16 protein-coding genes and 2 pseudogenes are annotated in these 19478 nt (G+C 69.8%); 8 read left to right on the forward strand and 10 right to left on the reverse strand.

The window, feature by feature from the left end; all coding sequences use genetic code 11:
• Positions 1–117: 117 nt before the first annotated feature.
• On the forward strand, positions 118–801 hold the full coding sequence (locus ACWD3E_RS31315) for a type III effector protein (RefSeq protein WP_451391063.1): 684 nt from the start codon (positions 118–120) through the stop codon (positions 799–801).
• Positions 802–867: 66 nt separating this feature from the next.
• Here the strand turns inward: ACWD3E_RS31315 and ACWD3E_RS31320 are convergent.
• Positions 868–1005: pseudogene (locus ACWD3E_RS31320) on the reverse strand (IS5-like element IS4811 family transposase); the annotation flags it as partial.
• Between ACWD3E_RS31320 and ACWD3E_RS31325 the strand changes: the two are divergent.
• Positions 969–1253: pseudogene (locus ACWD3E_RS31325) on the forward strand (RlpA-like double-psi beta-barrel domain-containing protein); the annotation flags it as partial. The pseudogenes ACWD3E_RS31320 and ACWD3E_RS31325 sit on opposite strands and share 37 nt — an antisense overlap.
• 291 nt (positions 1254–1544) lie before the next feature.
• Here the strand turns inward: ACWD3E_RS31325 and ACWD3E_RS31330 are convergent.
• The 6 genes from ACWD3E_RS31330 to ACWD3E_RS31355 all read right to left on the reverse strand — a co-directional run bounded on the left by ACWD3E_RS31330 (position 1545) and on the right by ACWD3E_RS31355 (position 11460).
• On the reverse strand, positions 1545–3101 hold the full coding sequence (locus ACWD3E_RS31330; protein WP_451390912.1) for an alpha-L-arabinofuranosidase B: 1557 nt from the start codon (positions 3099–3101) through the stop codon (positions 1545–1547).
• Positions 3102–3219: 118 nt separating this feature from the next.
• Positions 3220–4779: an alpha-L-arabinofuranosidase B gene (locus tag ACWD3E_RS31335; RefSeq protein ID WP_451390913.1), complete on the reverse strand. Its 1560-nt coding sequence runs from the start codon at positions 4777–4779 to the stop codon at positions 3220–3222.
• A 139-nt stretch (positions 4780–4918) separates the two neighbouring features.
• Complete coding sequence (locus tag ACWD3E_RS31340; RefSeq protein ID WP_451390914.1) at positions 4919–6340, reverse strand: non-reducing end alpha-L-arabinofuranosidase family hydrolase; 1422 nt, start codon at positions 6338–6340, stop codon at positions 4919–4921.
• A gap of 147 nt (positions 6341–6487) precedes the next feature.
• Entirely contained in the window at positions 6488–8821 is a 2334-nt protein-coding gene (locus tag ACWD3E_RS31345; RefSeq protein ID WP_451390915.1) for a beta-L-arabinofuranosidase domain-containing protein, read from the reverse strand.
• A 964-nt stretch (positions 8822–9785) separates the two neighbouring features.
• Positions 9786–10964, reverse strand: a complete 1179-nt coding sequence (locus ACWD3E_RS31350) for an acyl-CoA dehydrogenase family protein (RefSeq protein WP_451390916.1) — start codon at positions 10962–10964, stop codon at positions 9786–9788.
• 121 nt (positions 10965–11085) lie between these two features.
• The gene (locus ACWD3E_RS31355) at positions 11086–11460 is read right to left on the reverse strand and encodes a ferredoxin (protein WP_451390917.1); all 375 of its coding nucleotides are present in this window, start codon (positions 11458–11460) and stop codon (positions 11086–11088) included.
• A gap of 143 nt (positions 11461–11603) precedes the next feature.
• Between ACWD3E_RS31355 and ACWD3E_RS31360 the strand changes: the two genes are divergently transcribed.
• Complete coding sequence (locus tag ACWD3E_RS31360; RefSeq protein ID WP_451390918.1) at positions 11604–11969, forward strand: DUF6479 family protein; 366 nt, start codon at positions 11604–11606, stop codon at positions 11967–11969.
• A gap of 89 nt (positions 11970–12058) precedes the next feature.
• Here ACWD3E_RS31360 and ACWD3E_RS31365 read toward each other — a convergent pair whose 3' ends face one another.
• Positions 12059–12514: an RpiB/LacA/LacB family sugar-phosphate isomerase gene (locus tag ACWD3E_RS31365; RefSeq protein ID WP_451390919.1), complete on the reverse strand. Its 456-nt coding sequence runs from the start codon at positions 12512–12514 to the stop codon at positions 12059–12061.
• 101 nt (positions 12515–12615) lie between these two features.
• Between ACWD3E_RS31365 and dhaK the strand changes: the two genes are divergently transcribed.
• From dhaK to ACWD3E_RS31390, 5 genes are all read left to right on the forward strand, one after another.
• Positions 12616–13608 carry a dihydroxyacetone kinase subunit DhaK gene (gene dhaK, locus ACWD3E_RS31370; RefSeq protein WP_451390920.1) on the forward strand — a complete coding sequence of 331 codons (993 nt, stop codon included), beginning with the start codon at positions 12616–12618 and terminating at the stop codon, positions 13606–13608.
• A 39-nt stretch (positions 13609–13647) separates the two neighbouring features.
• Positions 13648–14247 carry a dihydroxyacetone kinase subunit DhaL gene (gene dhaL, locus ACWD3E_RS31375; protein ID WP_451390921.1) on the forward strand — a complete coding sequence of 200 codons (600 nt, stop codon included), beginning with the start codon at positions 13648–13650 and terminating at the stop codon, positions 14245–14247.
• Between the two features lie 2 nt (positions 14248–14249).
• Positions 14250–14660, forward strand: coding sequence for a PTS-dependent dihydroxyacetone kinase phosphotransferase subunit DhaM (locus ACWD3E_RS31380; protein ID WP_451390922.1), 411 nt, complete (start codon positions 14250–14252; stop codon positions 14658–14660).
• Between the two features lie 297 nt (positions 14661–14957).
• A complete protein-coding gene (locus ACWD3E_RS31385) occupies positions 14958–15986 on the forward strand; it encodes a fibronectin type III domain-containing protein (protein ID WP_451390923.1) in 1029 nt (342 codons plus the stop codon).
• A gap of 252 nt (positions 15987–16238) precedes the next feature.
• Positions 16239–16799, forward strand: a complete 561-nt coding sequence (locus ACWD3E_RS31390) for a hypothetical protein (protein ID WP_451390924.1) — start codon at positions 16239–16241, stop codon at positions 16797–16799.
• A gap of 61 nt (positions 16800–16860) precedes the next feature.
• Here ACWD3E_RS31390 and ACWD3E_RS31395 read toward each other — a convergent pair whose 3' ends face one another.
• Together ACWD3E_RS31395 and ACWD3E_RS31400 are read right to left on the reverse strand one after the other, a co-directional pair.
• The gene (locus ACWD3E_RS31395) at positions 16861–17403 is read right to left on the reverse strand and encodes a PadR family transcriptional regulator (RefSeq protein ID WP_451390925.1); all 543 of its coding nucleotides are present in this window, start codon (positions 17401–17403) and stop codon (positions 16861–16863) included.
• Between the two features lie 31 nt (positions 17404–17434).
• Positions 17435–19450, reverse strand: a complete 2016-nt coding sequence (locus ACWD3E_RS31400; RefSeq protein ID WP_451390926.1) for an FAD-dependent oxidoreductase — start codon at positions 19448–19450, stop codon at positions 17435–17437.
• Positions 19451–19478 lie beyond the last annotated feature (28 nt).

Here is a 19478-nt window from a genome sequence, read left to right on the forward strand (position 1 = left end):
TCCAGGAAGGTTCGGGCAGTTGCTGCCAATGCGCCTCACTGAAACCGTTGTAACATGTCATCCAATGGATGACAAACATGGTGTCGTCCGATGGATGACTACCTGAGGGAGGTGTCCATGACCCCGGCCGACCAGCCGGCACCGTCCAGCGCCGACATGCCGAGCCCGGTGTCGTTCCTCGCCGCCGCGGCAGCCCTGCACGCCATAGACGACGCCCTGCATGCCGCCCGGCATGAGGTCCCCGAGACTGCCGAGACCCTCGACGTCGGCCCGGAGCAGGCCCTGGCCTCGCTGCTGCTGCTGCGGCAGGTACGCGAGCAGCTCGCCGGATGGGAAACCGGCCTGATCGAGACCGCCCGCCACGCGGGTGCCAGCTGGGCCGACCTCGCCCACCCCCTCGGCGTCGCCAGCCGCCAGGCCGCCGAACGCCGCTACCTGCGCGGCCGGCCCGGCCCGGCCGGAACCACCGGCGAACAACGCGTCCAGGCCACCCGCGAACGCCGCGCCACCGCACGCACCACCGCCACCTGGGCCCGCCGCAACGCAGCCGACCTGCGCCGCATCGCCGGCCAGATCACCGCCCTCACCGACCTGCCGGACGCCGCCCGCAACCCGCTCGACCAGCTCCACGCAGCCCTCGCCCACGACGACCCCGCCGACCTCATCCACCCCCTCAACGCCACCCGCCCCCACCTCACCCCCGACCACCCCGACCTCGCTGCCCAGCTCGATGCCCTGACGAACCCCGCCACGAACCCGGCGGCCTCTCGCCTGAACCGAGATGCGGGATCGACCGTGTGATCAGGCGGCTTCCTGTATCACGTAGCCGTGGACGACGTCGCGCCGTTCCGCGGGACGGGCCTTGTGACGGGTGAGCCGGCGGGTCATCAGCGTGATGGCGGCCCACGTGATCAGCGACTCGCTCATCTCGGGCAGGCGTCCGTGGTCGCGGCAGTGCCGGCGGGCCCTCATGTGGCGCCTACGTGCTCGTCCGCGCGGCCAACGGCAAATCCATCACGGTACGGATCACCAACGAATGCCCCCTGCCCTGCGCACCCGGGCAACTCGACCTCAGTCAACAGGCATTCGTCAAACTCGCCGACCTCAAAGGTCGGCCGGATCCCCATCACCTGGAGCCTGGTGAGCCCCAGCACCTCCGAACCGACATCTACGGCGAACGGCTGACCATCACCGGAATCGCGGTGCGGCCGAACGTCGTACAACCCACCCAGGTCCAGTTCGCCCGACACTGATCCCACCGCCCGCCCAAGGCCGCCGACGACTCCCCACAAGTCTGGACGCCACCTTCGCGGACTACAACGTGCTGCGGGCCGAGGTCGACCGCGCCTGAGGAAGGACGCGGACCGACCTCGGCCCTGATGTCAGGTCAGCCGCCGCTGACGGTCAGGTTGTTGGTGTTGAAGTTGAGCCCGCCGGACGCGACGAGCACCGGATGATCCTCTACGCGCCGGTGAAGCACGTGCGCAGCCGCGGCGCCGCTGCCGTGCTCGCTGCTGGAGGCGCTCGGCGAGGCCGGTTGCTCGTCAGCTCCAGGGAGATGCGGTGAGCCAACTGGTGTCCTGGGGCCACGACTTCGTGGAGTCCCAGGCGTTGGAGCCGCCGTTGCTGGCTATGTAGGCCGTGAAGTTGTAGTGGCGGATGTACTTCGTCGGGTAGTTGACGGACCGGAAGGACTTGCCGACGCCGCTGTTGCCTGCGGTGGGGCAGAAGGTGGCGTCCTGCGCGAAGCTGCCGGCACCGCTGTCGAAGTTCAGGTAGAGCTCGTAGTTGTAGTGGCGCAGGAACTGGCCGGGGTTGTTGGCGGACTCGAAGGACAGGCAGGAGGTGTTGGCCAAGCCGGCGCGGACGATCCAGGTGGCGTCGGCCTTGTCGGTGGCCGGGCTGGAGGAGTTGATGCTGGAGATGACGACCTTGGTGTCGGCGTCGTTGTGGCGGAGGTAGTGCGAGGTGCAGCAGGGGGCGGTGGTGGCCTGCAGGGAGATCCGGGAACCGGGGGTCAGCGAGCCGGTGCTGGTCGAGCCGCTGTTGTAGCCGGCGGCGGTGATGTTGGCCTGTACGGCGTTCTCGGTGGCGTCCGAGGGGTAGCCCTGGGTCATGACGCCTTCGTAGAAGGTGCCCTGGGCCCCCTTGCTGTTGTCACCGCCGATGCCGAGGATGATCGCGCCTTCCTTGTGCATCGGGTTGTAGCCGGAGACGGTGGGGCGTATTCCGTTGTAGAAGGTGGACAGGCCGCCCGACTGGGCGTCGCCGCCGCGGAGGGCCCACTGGTTCGCGCCGCCCTTGAGCATGGCGGTCAGGAACCGGTGGTCGACGCTCGGGTCGCCCGCGTTGAATCCGCGGTTGACCCCGGAGAACAGGCCGTTCTCCAGGTCGGCCATGACCCAGGGGCCGTTGTCGCTGCCCCAGCCCCAGCCCTTGTTGTTGCCGAAGTAGAGGGCCTCCATGTGGCCGTTGCCGGTATCCAGGTTGTTGGTCTCGGCGTTGCCGTAGTCGAAGCAGCAGCCGCCGTTGAAGTGGGTGCCGTCGAAGATCGCGTACATGCCCTCGGGCTGGTCGCCGGTGGCGATGCCGTTGGTGTTGTTGTTGCGGTAGCCGGTGCCGGGGGCGACATAGACGCCGTATGCCTCGTGCCCGCCGACGGTGACCGGCGCCTCGAAGGCGTTGGCGAGGTTGTCCGGCCCACCGGCGGCTCCCCCCGCGGGTGCCTGGGTGAGGTTGTTGCCCTTGCCGGACTGGTCGTAGAGGACGGTGATGACGCAGCTGGTGCCCGCGCAGAAGGAGTCCTGCGCAGCGGCGTTGGCGTATCCGCCGGCGCTCAGCAGGCCGATGTCCTTGGTCGCGTTGTCGGAGGCACGCTTGACCTGGTACAGCGGGCCGTTGTACGTCGCGTACAGGGCGCGGGTGGTGCTGTGTGCGGCAACGCAGGGGGTGCCGCCTGCCGCGTAGATGTCGCATGGCTGCTGGGTGGCCGCCTGCGAGGTGGTGGGCGTGGCGGTGAGCAGGCCGGCGGCGAGTGCGACGGTGGCACCGGCCGAGAGGAGCGCGCGTCTGACGCTTCGTATCCACGGTGGCTTGATCATGAAATGCTCCTTCACAAGGTGGGGTGTGCGGTGAGGCGTCGACGACCCCGCGTTCGGCTATTCGGACAATGTCCGACCTTGCGAACAGAGTGGAATGCGTCGACACCTCCGTTGCTCGTCAGCTCCAGGGCGCGGCGGCGAGCCAGCTGGTGTCCTGGGCCCACGACGACGTGGTGTCCCAGGCGTTGGTACCACCGTTGCCAGCCACGTAGCCGGTGAATCGGTAGTGGCGGACGTACTTGGCCGGATAGTTGAAGGACTGCAGGGAGTAGCCGTTGCCGCTGTTGCCCGGCTTGGAGCAGAAGGTGGCATCGGCGGCGAACTGGCCGGAGCCGTCGTCGGGCTGTAGGTGAAGCTGGAAGGCGTAGTGCCTGAGGTACTTGCCGGAAGCGTCGGCCGACTCGAATGAGATGCAGTCGCTGTTGGCCAGTCCGGCGCGGACGACCCAGGTGGCGTTGCCCTTGTCGGTGGTCGAGCTGCTGGAGGTCACCGGCGCGATCACGACCTTGTCGTCGCTGGTGTCGTGCTGCAGGTAGTCGCCGGTGCAGCAGGAGGTGGTGGCCTGCAGCGACACCTTCGCGCCCGGGGTGAAGGGGTTGGAGGTGTCGGTGCTGTAGCCGGCCGCGGCGATGTTGGCCTGGACCGCGGCGTCGGTAGCATCGGAGGGGTAGCCCTTGACCATGGCGCCCTCGTAAAAGGTGCCCGCGCTCGCGTTGCGGTTGGTCTGGCAGCAGTCGCCACCGCTGCCGAGGATGACGGCACCCTGCTTGTGCATCGGGTTCCATCCGCTGGGCAGTGCGCCGCTGTAGAGCTGGGTCAGGCTCCCGGACTGGGCGCCTGCGCCCTTGAGCGCCATCTGGGTGGTGCCGTTGTTCTTCAGCATCGCGGTGACGAAGCGACTGGTCTCGGAGACCTGGTTGGGGTTCCACGTCTTGCTGCCGCCGGAGAACAGGCCGTTCTCCAGGTCCGCCTGCACCCACGGCCCGGTTCCGCTGCAGCCGCCGAACCAGCATTCCGTGCCGAAGTTGATCGCGTCCATGGCACCGTTGCCGTCGGCCTTGTGGTCGATCTCCGTGTTGCCGTAGTCGAAGCAGCAGCCGTTGTTGACGTGGGTGCCGCTGGTGACCATGTACTCGCCCTCGGGTGAGCTGCCGGTCGGCACGCCCCCAGCGGAGCTGTAGGCGAAGTAGCTGTTGCCGGGCTTGATGTAGAGCGCGTAAGCCTTCTGGCCGCCCACGCTGATCGCTTCGGTGGTCGCGGTGGCCGCCATGTCGGCGCCGCCGGTCCCGCCGGGTCCCTGGTAGACCAGGGTGTTGCCGCCGCCGGTCTGGTCGTAGACGCGGGTGATCGTGCAGGTGGTGCCCGCGCAGAACGAGTCCTGTGCCGCCGCGTTGGCGACGGCTCCGGCCGACAGCACGCCGATGTCGTGCAACGTACTGTCCGAGGCCCGCTGCACTTGGTAGAGCGGTCCGTTGTAGGAGGCGAACAGCGCGCGGGTCGTGCTGTGCGCCGCGACGCACGGCGTGCCGCCCGCCGCGTAGATGTCGCAGGGCCCTTGGTCAGCGGCCTGCGAAGCGCCGGTGAAGGCGACAAGGCCGGTGAGGGCGAGCGCCACTGCAGCCAAGCAGACAACCACCCCCCGGCGCAGTTTTCGGAAAATGAGCAGTTCAGGCACCATGAACTCCCTTGCTCATCGTTACGGGACAGCAACTGTGCATGGGAACCATGCAGGATTCCTTCCTGGGAGACAGAGCGGAAGCCGCTTGTGACCGGGCCTGACAGGTACGGTCACAAGCTTCTGGTCAGGTGCGCGCGGGTCAGCGCTGCAGGGTGAGCAGGCCCGGCCGGTACGGCAGCCTCTCGTAGGGGGTGGTGCTCGGTGTGTTGGGGTCCAGGCCCTGGTAGAGGAACTGCAGGTTGCAGGGGTCGATGGTCATGGTCTGGTCGGGGTTGTTGCGGACCAGGTCACCGTGGCTGATGCTGTTGGTCCAGGTGGCGCCGCTGTTGGCCTTGCCCGCGAAGGGGTTGCTCTCGGTGGCGGCCTGTGCGGTCCACGGACCGTTCAGACTGGAGGCCGTGAACGAACGGAAGAAGCGGTCCTCATTCGCACCGCGAGCCTCGACGATCATGAGGTACTGGTTCTGACCCTGGACCTTGTAGACCTGCGGCGCCTCGAACAGGTTCTTCACCGTGTCGGTCATGACCGTGGTGTACGAGGAGCCGAAGCTGCCCGGGAAGTTCCCGATCGGGATGGTCGACTTGAAGATGCTGCCGTTGTCATTGGCGAAGAACAGGTACATGTTCTGGTCGTCGGCGATCAGGGTCGGGTCGATCGGGCCGCCGCTGGGGAGGCTGCCGGTGAACAGCGCCTGCGGCGCGGACCAGCCGTTGGGGTTGGTGGGGTCGCTGGACGTGCGGTAGGTGAAGGGCCAGGCGGTGCCCCACCCCAGAGAGGCCATCACCCAGATGTTCTTGGGCGCGAAGTAGAACACCTGGGGCGCCACCGCGGACGAGTTCATCGCGGTCTGGGTGGCCGTGGACATGTCCGACCAGTTCGTGAAGGGGCTGAAGCCCATCGAGTGCCAGTTGCCGTCGGAGTACGTCGCGTAGACCAGGTGCTTGCCGTTGTACGTCGTGGTGGTGAAGTCCTTCAGCGAGAGCCACCCGTTGGCCGGCTGCGCCAGCGGACCGGTCGAGGTCCACCGGTACGTCGACGGAAGAGCACACGAGTTGGTCGTCCCCGACAGGCCGGTCCACTTCTGGTTGCCGGCGCCGGTGCAGTTCCAGAGCTGCACAGCCGTGCCGTTGGCCGTTCCGGCGCCCGACACGTCAAGGCACAGCCCGGACTCCACGCCGACGACCGTGCCGTCGGCGTTCACCCGCCACTGCTGGTTCGCACCGCCGTTGCAGGACCAGATCTCCACCTTGGTCCCGGCCGTGGTGGCGTGGCCCGGGACGTCCAGGCACTTGTTGCCGTACACGGTCAGCTGGTTGCTGTCCGTCAGCATCCACTGCTGGTTGGACCCGCCCGTGCAGTCCCAGATCTGCACGTTCGTGCCGTCGGTCTGGCTGGCGCCCGGCACATCGAGACACCGGCCGGAACCAACACCGCGCAGGACGCCGCTGGTGGCCGCCTGAGCCGGACTGGCGACGAGCAGCGCCGCCAAAGAGAGCAGAGCCGCAACCGCGGCGGCGAGCACCGCAGACGGACGTCTGCGGCTGAAACCTTTTCTGTGCATTGGGGCCTCGCAATCCTTGAGTAAGCGGTTCCGGTTGGCCCTGTCGGAGGCTGCCCGGACTGTCGATACGGTGTGGCCCGACCCCGACATGTTCGTCATGTCGAACGAGGGTCGAAGTGTCGAGCAAAGCGGAATGACGGAGAAGGATTAAAAGCTCTGCTTCCGCAACAGCCCCCAGTTCCCCAAGATGCGCCACCGGTTGTCGGCGGTGCCGTCGTCCGCGTCCTGGACCGCGAACGCGCCGACGGCGGTGGAGTTGTCCGCGATGGCGAGCAACTTGCCGCTGTTCACGTTGCGGATCTTGCAGGTCCCGTCTCCCTGGTCGAGCAGCGTCCATCTGTGGTCGGCGGTGCCGTTGTCCGACCACTGCAGGACGGTCGCGCCGTCTGCCGTGGACATGTTCAAGACGCCGAGCACCTTGCCGCTGTGGGCGTTGCGGAAGCGGACCGCGTTTCCGTCGGTGATCATTTGCCAGTTGTGGTCGGCGGTGCCGTTGTCCGACCACTGCAGAGCGCGGCCACCGTCGGCCGTGGACATGTTCTGGATGCCCAGCAGGAGACCGCTGCCCACATTGGCGAGACGGACGGTGGCGCTGGTGTTCCAGTAGACGGTGTAGTTGAAGCCGTGCGCGTCGTGGAACGGGCCCAGGTCGACGGTGGATCCGTTGGCGGTGGCGGTGAAGGCGAGCGAACTGCTGCTGGTCCGTGTGATCGAGGACGTGTTCAGCGTAGGAAGGGAGCTGAGCGCGGTGTCGCCGTAGTTGCCGGACAGGACCACCGGGCCGTAGGTGATCGCGGCGACGTTCGCGTTGTCGTTGGCCACTCGCATGACGACCCGCATGGGCAGGCGGACGGTGACCGTGTCGCCGGAGGCCCACGAGCGGCTCAGGGTGGCGTAACTGCCGGGCGTGGTGGTGATGTTCTGCGTGACGCCGTTGACGCTGACGGTGGCCCCGGAGGTCCAGCCCGGGATGCGGATGCGCATCGCCCAGGTTCCGCTGACGCTGCCGGTGACCTGCAGCGTCGTGGTGTCGCCGACGGGGTACGACGTGGTCTGCGTGACCGTGATTCCGCGCTCCGACCAGTCGAGCACCGAGGGCACGAACAGGTTCACGATCAGTGTGTTGTCACTGCGGAAGTAGACGGAGTCCATCAGCCTGGTATGCATCTCCAGGCCCGTGCCCTGGCAGCACCAGAAGGTGCCGTAGTCGGTGCTCCAGGTGCCGCCGCCCCACGCCGGGCCCACACCGCGCCGGCCTCCCGGGTCGAGCGGGGTGAAGTAGGTGACGTGACCGTGGTCGTCGGCCGGGTTCTGCTGGCCGATCACCTGGTTCAGCCACGCCCGCTCGTAGTAGTCGAACAGTGCGGCCCGGTCCGGGTCCAGCGTGAACAGTTCCCGGGTGAGGGTGAGCATGTTGATGGTGTTGCAGCTTTCGCAGGTGTCCTTGTTCAGGTAGCCAGAGATGGCATTCGGGGCGCGGAAGTGCTCCGCCTGGCTGTTGCCGCCGATGGCGTAGGTGTGCGCGTTGACGCAGAAGTTCCAGGCATTGGCGGCGATGTCCCGGTACCGGGTGGTGCCGGTGGCCTTGTACTCCCGGGTGGCCCCGATCCACTTGGGTACCTGGGTATTGGCGTGCAGTCCGCTGAGCTGGTCCTGGCCGGACGCCAGGGGGTCGAACACCGCGGCATGGTCGAAGCGCCGGGCGGCGGTGAGCCACCGCGCGTCGCCTGTCTGCTGGTAGAGATCGGTCAGCACGGCGTTCATGCCACCGAACTCCGTTCCCAGCATGGCCTGCATCTGCCGGCTGCTCAGCCGGCCGGTGCGCCAGTCGACCCATCCCGCCAGGGCGAGCAGCACGTCCCGGGCCTGTGTGCTGCCGATGTGGCGCCACACGTCCAGCAGGCCGGCGAGGGTCTTGTGGATGGTGTAGTACGGCACGTTGCCGTTGGTCAGGGTCCGCTGCTCGAGAGCGGTGAAGTCGGACTCGGGGTAGCCGGAGAGATACCCGGCGCTGAAACCGGCGGCGCTGTTGTTGGCCTGGCATTTGGCCAACTCCGCGACCATGTGGGTTGCCTTGTCCCGGCAGGTGGTGTCCCCGGTCACCGCGTACAACTGTGCCCAGGCCGTGAGGAAGTGCCCTTGCACGTGGGTGCGGAAGGGAAACGTCGGCGCGTCCCAGCCGCCGGTGGCAGCCGCACCGTTGATGGACAACCGGTGGTTGGCGCGGAAGTTGTACAGCAGTCGGTCGACGTCGACGAACCGCAGGTAGTTCTGCGTACGGTTCTGGTTGTCCAGCCACCGGCTCGCGGTGAGCCGGACCTGGCCGAGTTCGAAGGGGCGCGCGGAGACTCCGATGTCGGCCCTTGCGGGAGGGATGGCTGCCTGGGCGGGGGATGCGCCGATGAAGGATCCGGTGGCAGAGGCGGCGGCGGTGGCCCCGGCTACTTGCAGGAGGCGCCGTCTGCTGACGGAGGAAGACATCTTGCACCTTTCGGTGACGGGAGAGCGATTGCTTGGTCGTTCAGAGCTGTGGAGGGAGACCAGGACCGGTGCCCAGGGGGCGTCCTTCCGGTAGCGGTGAGTGCGACGTACGCGACGCACCCCGGAACGGACACGGTCGGCGGGCGGCTGACGCGGCCTACGGCTTGCGGGCGACGATGTCTGCGGCGGGAGCCGGGGGGATGGAGCGCGTCACCCGCTGCGAGCGGCGACAGAGTCTGCGGACTCCAGGGGGCTAGCGGTGGAGCAGTTTCCCGGCGGCATGTCCTCACTCCGTTCCCGTACGGCAGCACCGCCGCGTGCCCCTTTCGGCTCCCGGATCCTCTCGGAGACCCCTTAGCTGCATGTGCCTGATGTCACGCATGAAACTGCGGCACTCGCCATGCCCGTGTCAACGGGTGTGCAGGGATGAAAAGCACCTTCCGGCTGCGCTTTACTCCCTTTGTGTCTACAAATCTGCCGGTTGCTCGACGCATAAACATGGCATGTCCACGCGCCAGGCGCCGATGGTCCCGGACCGGCTATCGTGCCGGGCGGCAGCGACCCTCCGATCGGGCCAGGCGTGGTAGCACCCAGCCGTGGTGCCGCAGGATCATGCGCATCGAGCGGGGGGGAAGGCCTCAGCCGCAGGGCCGCACTGCGCAGGGTGACGGCCTCCGGGTGGGAAAGCTGCCGGCCCGTCCGGGGCCTGCCGCACACCGCAAGTGTCCTGCTCCGAGCGGTTCCTCCGCGCCGTGGAACTCGAAGCCTCGCCTGGCAGCGACCACCGACAGCGGCATGAACCTCGGAATCCCCTGCCCCCAGGACCGATCGAACGCGGCCCGAGCCACCTGCATCGAGGTGATGCGCCGGCACCTCTGAATGCCCCCGTGATCTTGGTGCCAGCTATCCCTTTGGTGCCAGCTATCCCTCTTTTGTGCCAACTAAAAATCCTCGTCACAGCAGGCTAACGCCGCACCCTCGGCATTCCCAGTCCGATCCAGGCAATGATCTCGCGCTGGATCTCGTTGTTGCCGCCGCCGAAGGTGAAGATGACCGCCGAGCGGTAGCCGCGCTCCAACTCGCCGTGGAGGACGGCGCCGGCGGAGCCTTCCTTCAGCGGGCCCGCCGCGGCGACGGCCTCCATCAGCCAGGCGTAGGCGTCCCGGCGGGCCTCGGAGCCGTAGACCTTGACGGCCGAGGCGTCCTGCGGGGTCAGGGTGCCTTCCTGTACGGCGCTCACCATCTGCCAGTTGAGGAGCTTCATCGCGTCGAGCCGGGTGTGGGTCTGCGCGAGGCGGCGGCGTACCCACGGCAGGTCGATCACCCGGCGGCCGTCGGCGAGTTTGGTCTCCATCGCCCAGCGCTGGACGTCGTGCAGGGCGCGGATGGCCATGGTGCCGTGTGCGGCGAGGGTCACGCGTTCGTGGTTGAGCTGGTTGGTGATCAGCCGCCAGCCCTGGTTCTCCTCGCCGACGCGGCGGGAGACGGGGACGCGGATGTTCTCGTAGTAGCTGGCCGTAGTGTCGTGCGAGGCAAGGGTGTTGATGACGGTGCAGGAGTAGCCGGGGTCGGAGGTCGGCACCAGCAGCATGGTGATGCCCTTGTGCGGCGGGGCCTGCGGGTCGGTGCGCGTGGCCAGCCAGACCCAGTCCGCGGTGTCGCCGTTGGTGGTCCAGATCTTCTGCCCGTTGACGACGTACGCGTCGCCGTCCCGCACGGCCCGGGTCTTCAGGGAGGCCAGGTCGGTGCCCGCGTCGGGCTCGCTGTAGCCGATGGCGAAGTCGATCTCGCCGGAGAGGATCTTCGGCAGGAAGTACGCCTTCTGTTCGTCGGTGCCGAACTGCATGATCGTCGGCCCGACCGTGTTGAGCGCCATCAGCGGCAGCGGTACGCCGGCCTGGGCGGCCTCGTCGAAGAAGATGAACTGCTCCATCGCGGTCAGCCCGCGCCCGCCGTACTCCTTCGGCCAGCCCACGCCGAGCCAGCCGTCCGTACCGAGGCGGCGGACGGTGTCGCGGTAGAACCGCTTCTGCGCGGCCGGGTCGGCGTACCGGGCGTAGGCGTGGTCCGGCACCAGGTCCGCGAAGTAGGCGCGCAGTTCGGTGCGCAGCCGCTGCTGCTCGGGCGTGTGGTCGAGATGCACGGCGCCTCCAGGCTCCCCAAGGGCGGTCCTGACGGCGCACACCGTAGAACGTGTTACAGAAATTGGGAATGGCGTGCCAGGTGGCAATTGGCCCGGGGCTCAATCCAAGGGCTCCTCGGGCTCAGCCCAGGGTCACCAGGAAGTCCGCGCAGGCGTCGGCGCAGGCCCGGCACGCCCTTGCGGCCGACTCGGAGTCGTGCCGGTCCTCGAAAGCGCGCGCACATTCGAGGCAGACCGAGCGGCACCAGTCCAGCCGGACCCGGATCGCCTCCTCGTCCTGCCAGTCCTGCTCGCCGAGGAGGCGGCAGGTCGCGTCGCACACCTCGGCGCACATGACGCCCATGCGGCGGACGCGCTCCTGGCGCTCGGTACCGTCCGGGTCGAGGAGGCCCGCGCGCACCGCACAGGCCCTGGCGCACTCGGTGCACGCCTGGGCGCAGGCGAAGCGGTCCTCCAGGAACCGGTAGAGCTGCTCCTGTGATGCCGGCCGGGTCACACCGGGCGGGTAGCCGGGGCGGGGCGGCGTAAACACCCGTGTCGCGCGGGGGCGCCGCCGGTCGGGGCCGGGTCGCCGTACGTGGACGACCGGTTACCCAAAGTGTCCGGTTCGTCCCGTTCCGGGTGGGGTATTCCTGTCCTATGAGTACCGCAACGATGCAGATGGCCGCGACCAGCGGCCTGATGAGTCTCGGGCTCTTCGTGGTGGCCGTGGGCCTGCTGGCGTTCCTTGCCGGCGGGTTCTGGATGAACTCCCGCATGAAGTACCGCGAGTCTCCCCGGCCGAAGCCCGAGGAGCAGCCGCACCTGCCGCCCGAGGGCCCGATGCACGAGGTCCGGGAGAACCGGGAGTCCCTGGAGGTTCCCGAGATCCCCAAGGGCGGTCGCCCGCTCACCCCTTACGAGGTGGGCAACATCGACTCCAAGCCGAGCGCCAGGAAGGAGCGCCTGCGCTGGAGCAAGGGGTCGAGCGGCTCGTTCGGCGGCGGCGGACTCGGCGCCCACTGAACCCACGCCCTACTGCCCTCCCCCCACCGAACACGACAGCAGTCCCACCGCACACACCACCGGCCCGCGCCGACCGTCCCCGACCCGCCCTAGGAGAGCTTCCGGGCGGCGTCCAGGCGGCCGACGCGGGCCACGTTCTCGCGGTCCACGGCGTCCTCGCTCGGCTCGCCCGCGAACCATGCGTCGAGGATCTCCTTCAGGACCGGCTCGGAGGTGAGCCGCAGGCTCAGCGCGAGGACGTTGGCGTCGTTCCAGCGGCGCGCGCCGTTCGCCGTGTAGGCGTCGGCGCACAGCGCCGCCCGTACGCCCGGGACCTTGTTCGCGGCGATGGCGGCGCCCGTGCCGGTCCAGCAACACACGATCGCCTGGTCGGCCGCGCCGTCGGCCACGTCCCGGGCCGCGGCCTCCGAGCAGGCCGCCCACTGGGGGTCGGCCCCGGGCCGCAGCGCGCCGTGCTCACGCACCTCGTGGCCGCGCCTGCGCAGCTCCGCCACGAGCAGGCGCGCCACGGGTTCATCCATGTCGGAGGAGACGGAGATCCGCATGTCTGGAGCCTAGCGGTTGGACGCATGACCTTCGCTGCCCCAAGCCCGATACTGGTGGCCGAGGTCGAAGGCCCACCTGCCAGGCGTCTGAGGAGAAACCGATGAAGATGCTGATCAACGTCCCGGAGACCGTGGTGGCGGACGCGCTGCGGGGAATGGCAGCCGCGCATCCGGAGCTGACCGTGGACGTGGAGAACCGGGTGATCGTACGCCGGGACGCTCCCGTGGCCGGGCAGGTCGCGCTCGTATCGGGCGGAGGGTCGGGGCACGAGCCCCTGCACGGCGGGTTCGTCGGCCCGGGCATGCTGTCCGCGGCCTGCCCGGGCGAGGTGTTCACCTCGCCGGTGCCGGACCAGATGGCGCGGGCGGCGGCGGCCGTCGACAGCGGGGCCGGGGTGCTGTTCATCGTGAAGAACTACACCGGTGACGTGCTGAACTTCGACATGGCGGCCGAACTCGCCGAGGACGAGGGCATCCAGGTCGCCAAGGTGCTGGTGAACGACGACGTGGCCGTGACCGACAGTCTCTACACGGCGGGCCGGCGCGGCACCGGCGCGACCCTGTTCGTGGAGAAGATCGCGGGCGCCGCCGCGGCCGAGGGACAGCCGCTGGAGCGGGTGGAGTCGATCGGCCGTCAGGTGAACGAGAACTCCCGGAGTTTCGGTGTCGCGCTCAGCGCCTCCACGACGCCGGCGAAGGGCAGTCCCACCTTCGATCTGCCCGGCGGCGAACTGGAGTTGGGCATCGGCATCCACGGCGAGCCGGGTCGGGAGCGGCGGCCGATGATGACCTCCGGGGAGATCGCCGACTTCGCGGTGAACGCCGTCGTGGAGGACCTGCCCCCGCGCAACCCCGTCCTCGTCCTGGTCAACGGCATGGGCGCCACCCCGCTGCTGGAGCTGTACGGGTTCAACGCCGAGGTGCAGCGGGTGCTCCGCGAGCGCGGGGTCACCGTGGCCCGCACGCTCGTCGGCAACTACGTCACCTCCCTCGACATGGCGGGCGCGTCGGTCACCCTGTGCCAGGTCGACGACGAGCTGCTGCGGCTGTGGGACGCCCCGGTGAGGACCCCGGCGCTGCGCTGGGGGATGTGAGTCGCGCCGGTCAACATCCCTACCACACAAGGAGATCCAGTGCTCGACGCCGATTTCTTCCGCCGCTGGATGACGGCGACCGCCGCCTCCGTCGACCGCGAGGCGGAACGGCTCACCGCCCTCGACTCGCCCATCGGGGACGCCGACCACGGCACCAATCTGAAGCGCGGGTTCACGGCCGTGCGGACCGCCCTGGAGAAGGAGGAGCCGCAGACTCCGGGTGCCGTCCTGGTGCTGGCCGGGCGCCAGTTGATCTCGACGGTGGGCGGTGCGTCCGGACCGCTGTACGGCACTCTGCTGCGCAAGACCGGCAAAGCGCTCGGCGATGCTGCCGAGGTCGGCGAGGAGCAGCTGGCCGAGGCGCTGCGGGCCGGGGTCGACGGGGTGATGGCGCTCGGCGGCGCGGCGCCCGGCGACAAGACCATGATCGACGCCCTGGTGCCGGCGGTGGACGCGCTCCGCGAGAACTTCGCCGCCGCGCGGGCCGCTGCGGAGGAGGGGGCGGTGGCCACCGTTCCGCTCCAGGCCCGCAAGGGCCGGGCGAGTTATCTCGGTGAGCGCAGCATCGGTCACCAGGATCCGGGGGCGACGTCGTCGGCGCTGCTGATCGCCGCGCTGGCCGAGGCTGCGGAGGGTTGATCGTGAGCGAGGAGAAGCTGGTCGGGATCGTACTGGTGTCGCACAGCACGGACGTCGCGGTGTCCGTCGCCGAGCTGGCCAAGGGCCTCGCCGGCGGGGCCACGGCCGTGCCCGTCGCCCCGGCGGGCGGCACGGAGGGCGGCGAGCTGGGTACCAGCGCGGAGCTGATCTCCGCGGCGGCGGCCTCGGTCGACCGGGGTGCAGGGGTCGCGGTCCTCACCGACCTCGGCAGCGCGGTCCTCACGGTGAAGGCACTGCTCGCCGAGGGCGACGAACTCCCTGACGGTACGCGGCTGGTGGACGCGCCGTTCGTCGAGGGCGCGGTGGCCGCGGTGGTCACGGCGTCTGCGGGCGCCGACCTGGACGCGGTGGAGGCGGCAGCCAAGGAGGCGTACGACTATCGAAAGGTGTGACCGAAGGGTGCGACTGCGCGAGACGGAGGGACTCGCGAGGACGACAGGGGCCGGGGGCCCGGGCCGATGTCGGCACAGGCGCCCCGGCCGCCCGCGTCGGCGCGGGTTCGGCGACGACAGCGTGTCCGCGCCTGAGGCATGAACTCCCTTTCCTTTTCCGGAAGTTCAGCCCTAGCGACCTCAGCATACGTAACCTCCCGGGGTGGTCACCAACCGCTGCCCTCTTGCTGCGGCCGACCCGGCCGGGCCATATTGGTCCGGACCTTTCCCGTACTGCCGTTCCCGGGAGGCAGAGCCGTGCGACGCGTTCCCCTTCCGCCGGTATTGTCCCCCGCGGCCCTGCTGCTGACCCTGCTGCTGGTCGCGTCCTGCGGCTGGAGCCGGGCGGCCGACGGCGACGACGGCCGCGCGCCCGGCGCCCCGACCGGGGTCACCGCCGCGGCGGGCAGCGCCACGAGCGTGCACGTGATGTGGAACGCCGTGCCGGACGCGCCGGGCATCCGTTCCTATGAGGTCTATCGCGGCACCACGAAAGTGGAGGAAGTACCGGGCGCCCAGCACATGGTGGACGTCACCAGGCTCAGGCCGTCCACCATGTATGCCTTCACCGTCCGGGCCCGGGACACCGACGGGCGTCTCGGCCCGCCCAGCCAGGCGGTGCGCGCGCGGACCCCCGCCCTGACCGCGGCGGACCGCACCGCCCCGACACGCCCGCCGGGACCCTCGGGTCGGGCCGTGGGCAGCCGGGCGGTCCAGCTGTCCTGGACCGCGTCCCGGGACGACCGGGCGGTGGTGTCGTACGACGTCTACCAGGGCGGGGTGAAGATCCACAGCGTGCGCGGGAACCAGACGGCGACCGTGGTCACCGGGCTGCGCCCCGGCACCCGGTACGTGTTCACCGTGCGGGCCCGGGACGCGGCCGACAACCTCTCCCCGGCGAGCGCCCCGGTCCGGATCGCCACGCCGGGCACCGACGACGGGCGGGACAGCGACACCGCGCCCGGCGGCTTCACGGCCACGACCCACGAGGCGGGCGGGGCGTACTACATCGACCTGGCCTGGGATCCGCCGCGCACCGACGGGATGATCACTGAGTACCAGATCCTGCTCGACGGGAGCACGACCACCTCCCTGGTGTGGGGCGGCACACCGCCTCACGGCCGGGCGACGTACAGCTTCTACGCCGGCCGGGACGCCGGGGTGGAACACCGGGTGCGGATGCGGGCGCGGCTGCCCGACGGCACCTGGGGCGGGTACTCCGCGGAGCGGACGGTGACCACGGGCGGCCGACCCGGCTCAACTCACTCAATCGACTCAACCGGCTGATCCAGCTGATCCGGCTGATCGGGCTGATCCGGCTCATCCGGCTGACCCAGCCGATTGAGCCGACCGGGCCGGTCCGCGCGCCCACGGCGTGTCGGCTTGCGCCGGACGAAGGAATCCGTCACCTGGCCGGGTGCGGTCCACGTGCGGAGCCCTCGCGGGCCGCGTTGGCTGCGGGTGAGGCAGCACGGACGCTTCCCCGACCCTCGGCGGCGCATGGGACGTACCGCCACCCGTGCCGCCGGAGGCCAGCCAATGCGCACTAGACGACTCCTTCTCAGCTCCGGCCTGGCCCTCGCGGCTGCCGCCGCGCTCCCGGCCGGGCTCGCCGGGCCGTCCGGCGCGGCCTCGGGCATCTCCGTGAGCACCACCGGGTCCACGGTCTCGGTGGTCACCAGCGCGTGCTCCCAGATCAACGGCAGCTGGGGCACCGCTGCCCTGCTGACCAGCCGTCAGGCGAACTTCTCGCAGGGCCGGCAGGTGAGCCTGTCGGGCACGACCATCAGCCAGTCCGCGGCCTGGTCGGGGGTGAGCTCGGGGACGTACACCGTCGTGGTGATCTGCTCCAGCGGCAGCACGGCCGGCACCCAGTCGGTCAACGTCTCGTCCGGCACGACCCCGACCATCTCGTCGACGACGTCGACGGCGACGGCGACGGCGACGGCGGCGCCCTCCCGGGGCGTGATGGGCGGACTGGGCGGCGCCGCCCGGGACTACGGCACGCTCACCCTGGGGGTGGGCGCGGCGCTGGTGGGCACGGGTGTCATCGGTACGGGCTGGTACCTGCGCCGCCGCTCGAAGCCGTACCGGCTCTGAGCAGCCGTACCGGCTCCGAACTCCCCTACCGGCTCCGAACCCACCGCGCCAGGTCAGGTATTCAGGCGTCCGGGAGCCCGTCCAGCTCCTCCAGGGCGTAGGTGAGCCACTGCGTCCAGAAGGTCTCCAGGTCGATGCCCGCCCGCAGGACCAGATGGCGCAGCCGGTCCTGCGGGGCATCCCGGTCCGGCGGGAAGTCGCGCTTCTCGATGTCCTGGTACTCGGCCAACTGCCGCCGGTGCAGCTCCAGATGGCGGCGCAGGTCGGCCTCCAGGCCGCCCGTGCCGACCACGGCGGCGGCGCGCAGCCGCAGCAGGAGCGTGTCCCGCAGCGGCTTGGGGTCCTGATGGGCGGCCGTCCAGCGGGCCAGTTCGGCGCGGCCCGCGGGCAGGACCTCGTAGCTCTTCTTCTGCCCGCGGGCCGGCTGCTCGGCCGGCAGTGTGCGGATGTAGCCCTCTGCCTCCAGTTTTCCCAGCTCGCGATAGATCTGCTGGTGCGTCGCGGACCAGAAGTACCCGATCGACTTGTCGAACCGGCGGGTCAGTTCCAGCCCCGACGACGGCTTCTCCAGCAGGGCGGTGAGGATGGCGTGCGGCAGGGACATGGGCTCATCCTAAGGAGGCGCGGTGCGCGCCCTACAGCACCGCCGCCACCTCCGTGCCCTGCTTGATGGCCCGCTTGGCGTCCAGCTCGGCCGCGACGTCGGCGCCGCCGATCAGGTGCGCGCTGCGCCCGGCGGCGACCAGCTCCTCGTACAGGTCGCGGCGCGGCTCCTGGCCGGTGCACAGGACGACGGTGTCGACCTCCAGGACCGTGCTCTCCTCGCCGACGGTGATGTGCAGGCCGGCGTCGTCGATCCGGTCGTAGCGCACGCCCGGGACCATCGTGACGCCGCGGTGCTTCAGCTCGGCGCGGTGGATCCAGCCGGTGGTCTTGCCGAGTCCGGCGCCGACCTTGCTGGTCTTGCGCTGGAGCAGGTGGACGGTGCGCGGCGGGGCGGGCCGGCGCGGTGCGGCGAGGCCGCCCGGTGCCGCGTAGTCCATGTCGACGCCCCAGTGCCGGAAGTACGTCTCCGGGTCCTCGTTCGCCTTGTCGCCGCCGTCCGTGAGGAACTCGGCGACGTCGAAGCCGATGCCGCCGGCGCCGAGGACGGCGACGCGCTCGCCGACGGGGGCGCCGCCCTGCAGCACGTCGAGGTAGCCGACGACGCGCGGGTGGTCGACGCCGGGGATGTCCGGGGTGCGCGGGGTGACGCCGGTGGCGACGACGACCTCGTCGAAGCCCTCCAGGTCGGCCGCGCTCACCCAGGTGTCGAGGCGTACGTCCACGCCGTGGGCGTCGAGCTGGTGGCGGAAGTAGCGCAGGGTCTCGTCGAACTCCTGCTTGCCGGGGACCTTGCGGGCGACGTTGAGCTGGCCGCCGACCTCGCTCGCGGCGTCGAACAGCGTGACCTGGTGGCCGCGTTCGGCCGCGCTGACGGCACAGGCGAGTCCGGCCGGACCGGCGCCCACGACGGCGACGCTCTTGCGCCGCCGGGTCGGCGAGAGCACCAGCTCGGTCTCGTGGCAGGCGCGCGGGTTGACCAGGCAGGAGGTGATCTGGAGGTTGAAGGTGTGGTCGAGGCAGGCCTGGTTGCAGCCGATGCAGGTGTTGATGGCCTCGGGCGTCCCGGCGGCGGCCTTGGCGACGAAGTCGGGGTCGGCGAGCATCGGGCGGGCCATCGAGACCATGTCGGCGTAGCCGTCGGCCAGCAACTCCTCGGCGAGCTCCGGGGTGTTGATGCGGTTGGTGGTCACCAGTGGCACGGACACCTCGCCCATGAGCTTCTTGGTGACCCAGGCGTAGGCGCCGCGCGGTACGGAGGTGGCGATGGTGGGGATGCGGGCCTCGTGCCAGCCGATGCCGGTGTTGATGATCGTCGCCCCGGCGGCCTCGATCGCCTTGGCGAGGGTGACGACCTCGGCCAGGGAGGAGCCGCCCGGCACCAGGTCCAGCATGGACAGCCGGTAGATGATGATGAAGTCCTCGCCGACGGCCTCGCGCACGCGCTTGACGATCTCGACGGGGAAGCGCATCCGGTTCTCGTACGAGCCGCCCCAGCGGTCCTCGCGGTGGTTGGTCTGCGCGGCGGTGAACTCGTTGATCAGGTAGCCCTCGGAGCCCATGATCTCGACGCCGTCGTAGCCGGCCTGCCGGGCGAGGCGGGCGGCGCGGGCGTAGTCGTCGATGGTCCGCTCGATGTCGGCGTCGGTCATCGCGCGCGGCGGGAAGGGGCTGATCGGGGCCTGCAGGGCGCTCGGCGCGACCAGGTCCTTGTGGTAGGCGTACCGGCCGAAGTGCAGGATCTGCATGGCGATCCGGCCGCCCTCGCGGTGCACGGCCTCGGTGACGACCTTGTGATGCTCGGCCTCCTCCTCGGTGGTGAGCTTGGCGCCGCCCTCCCACGGCCGGCCCTCGTCGTTGGGCGCGATGCCGCCGGTGACGATGAGGCCCACTCCGCCGCGCGCGCGGGCCGCGTAGAACGCCGCCATGCGCTCGAAGCCGCGCTCGGCCTCCTCCAGGCCCACGTGCATGGAGCCCATGAGCACGCGGTTGGGCAGTGTGGTGAAGCCCAGGTCGAGCGGGGTCATCAGGTGCGGGTATCGGCTCATCCGGCCCTCCGTGCGCAGTGTCGTCGCC

This window comes from Streptomyces sp. NPDC002676 (assembly GCF_053592455.1).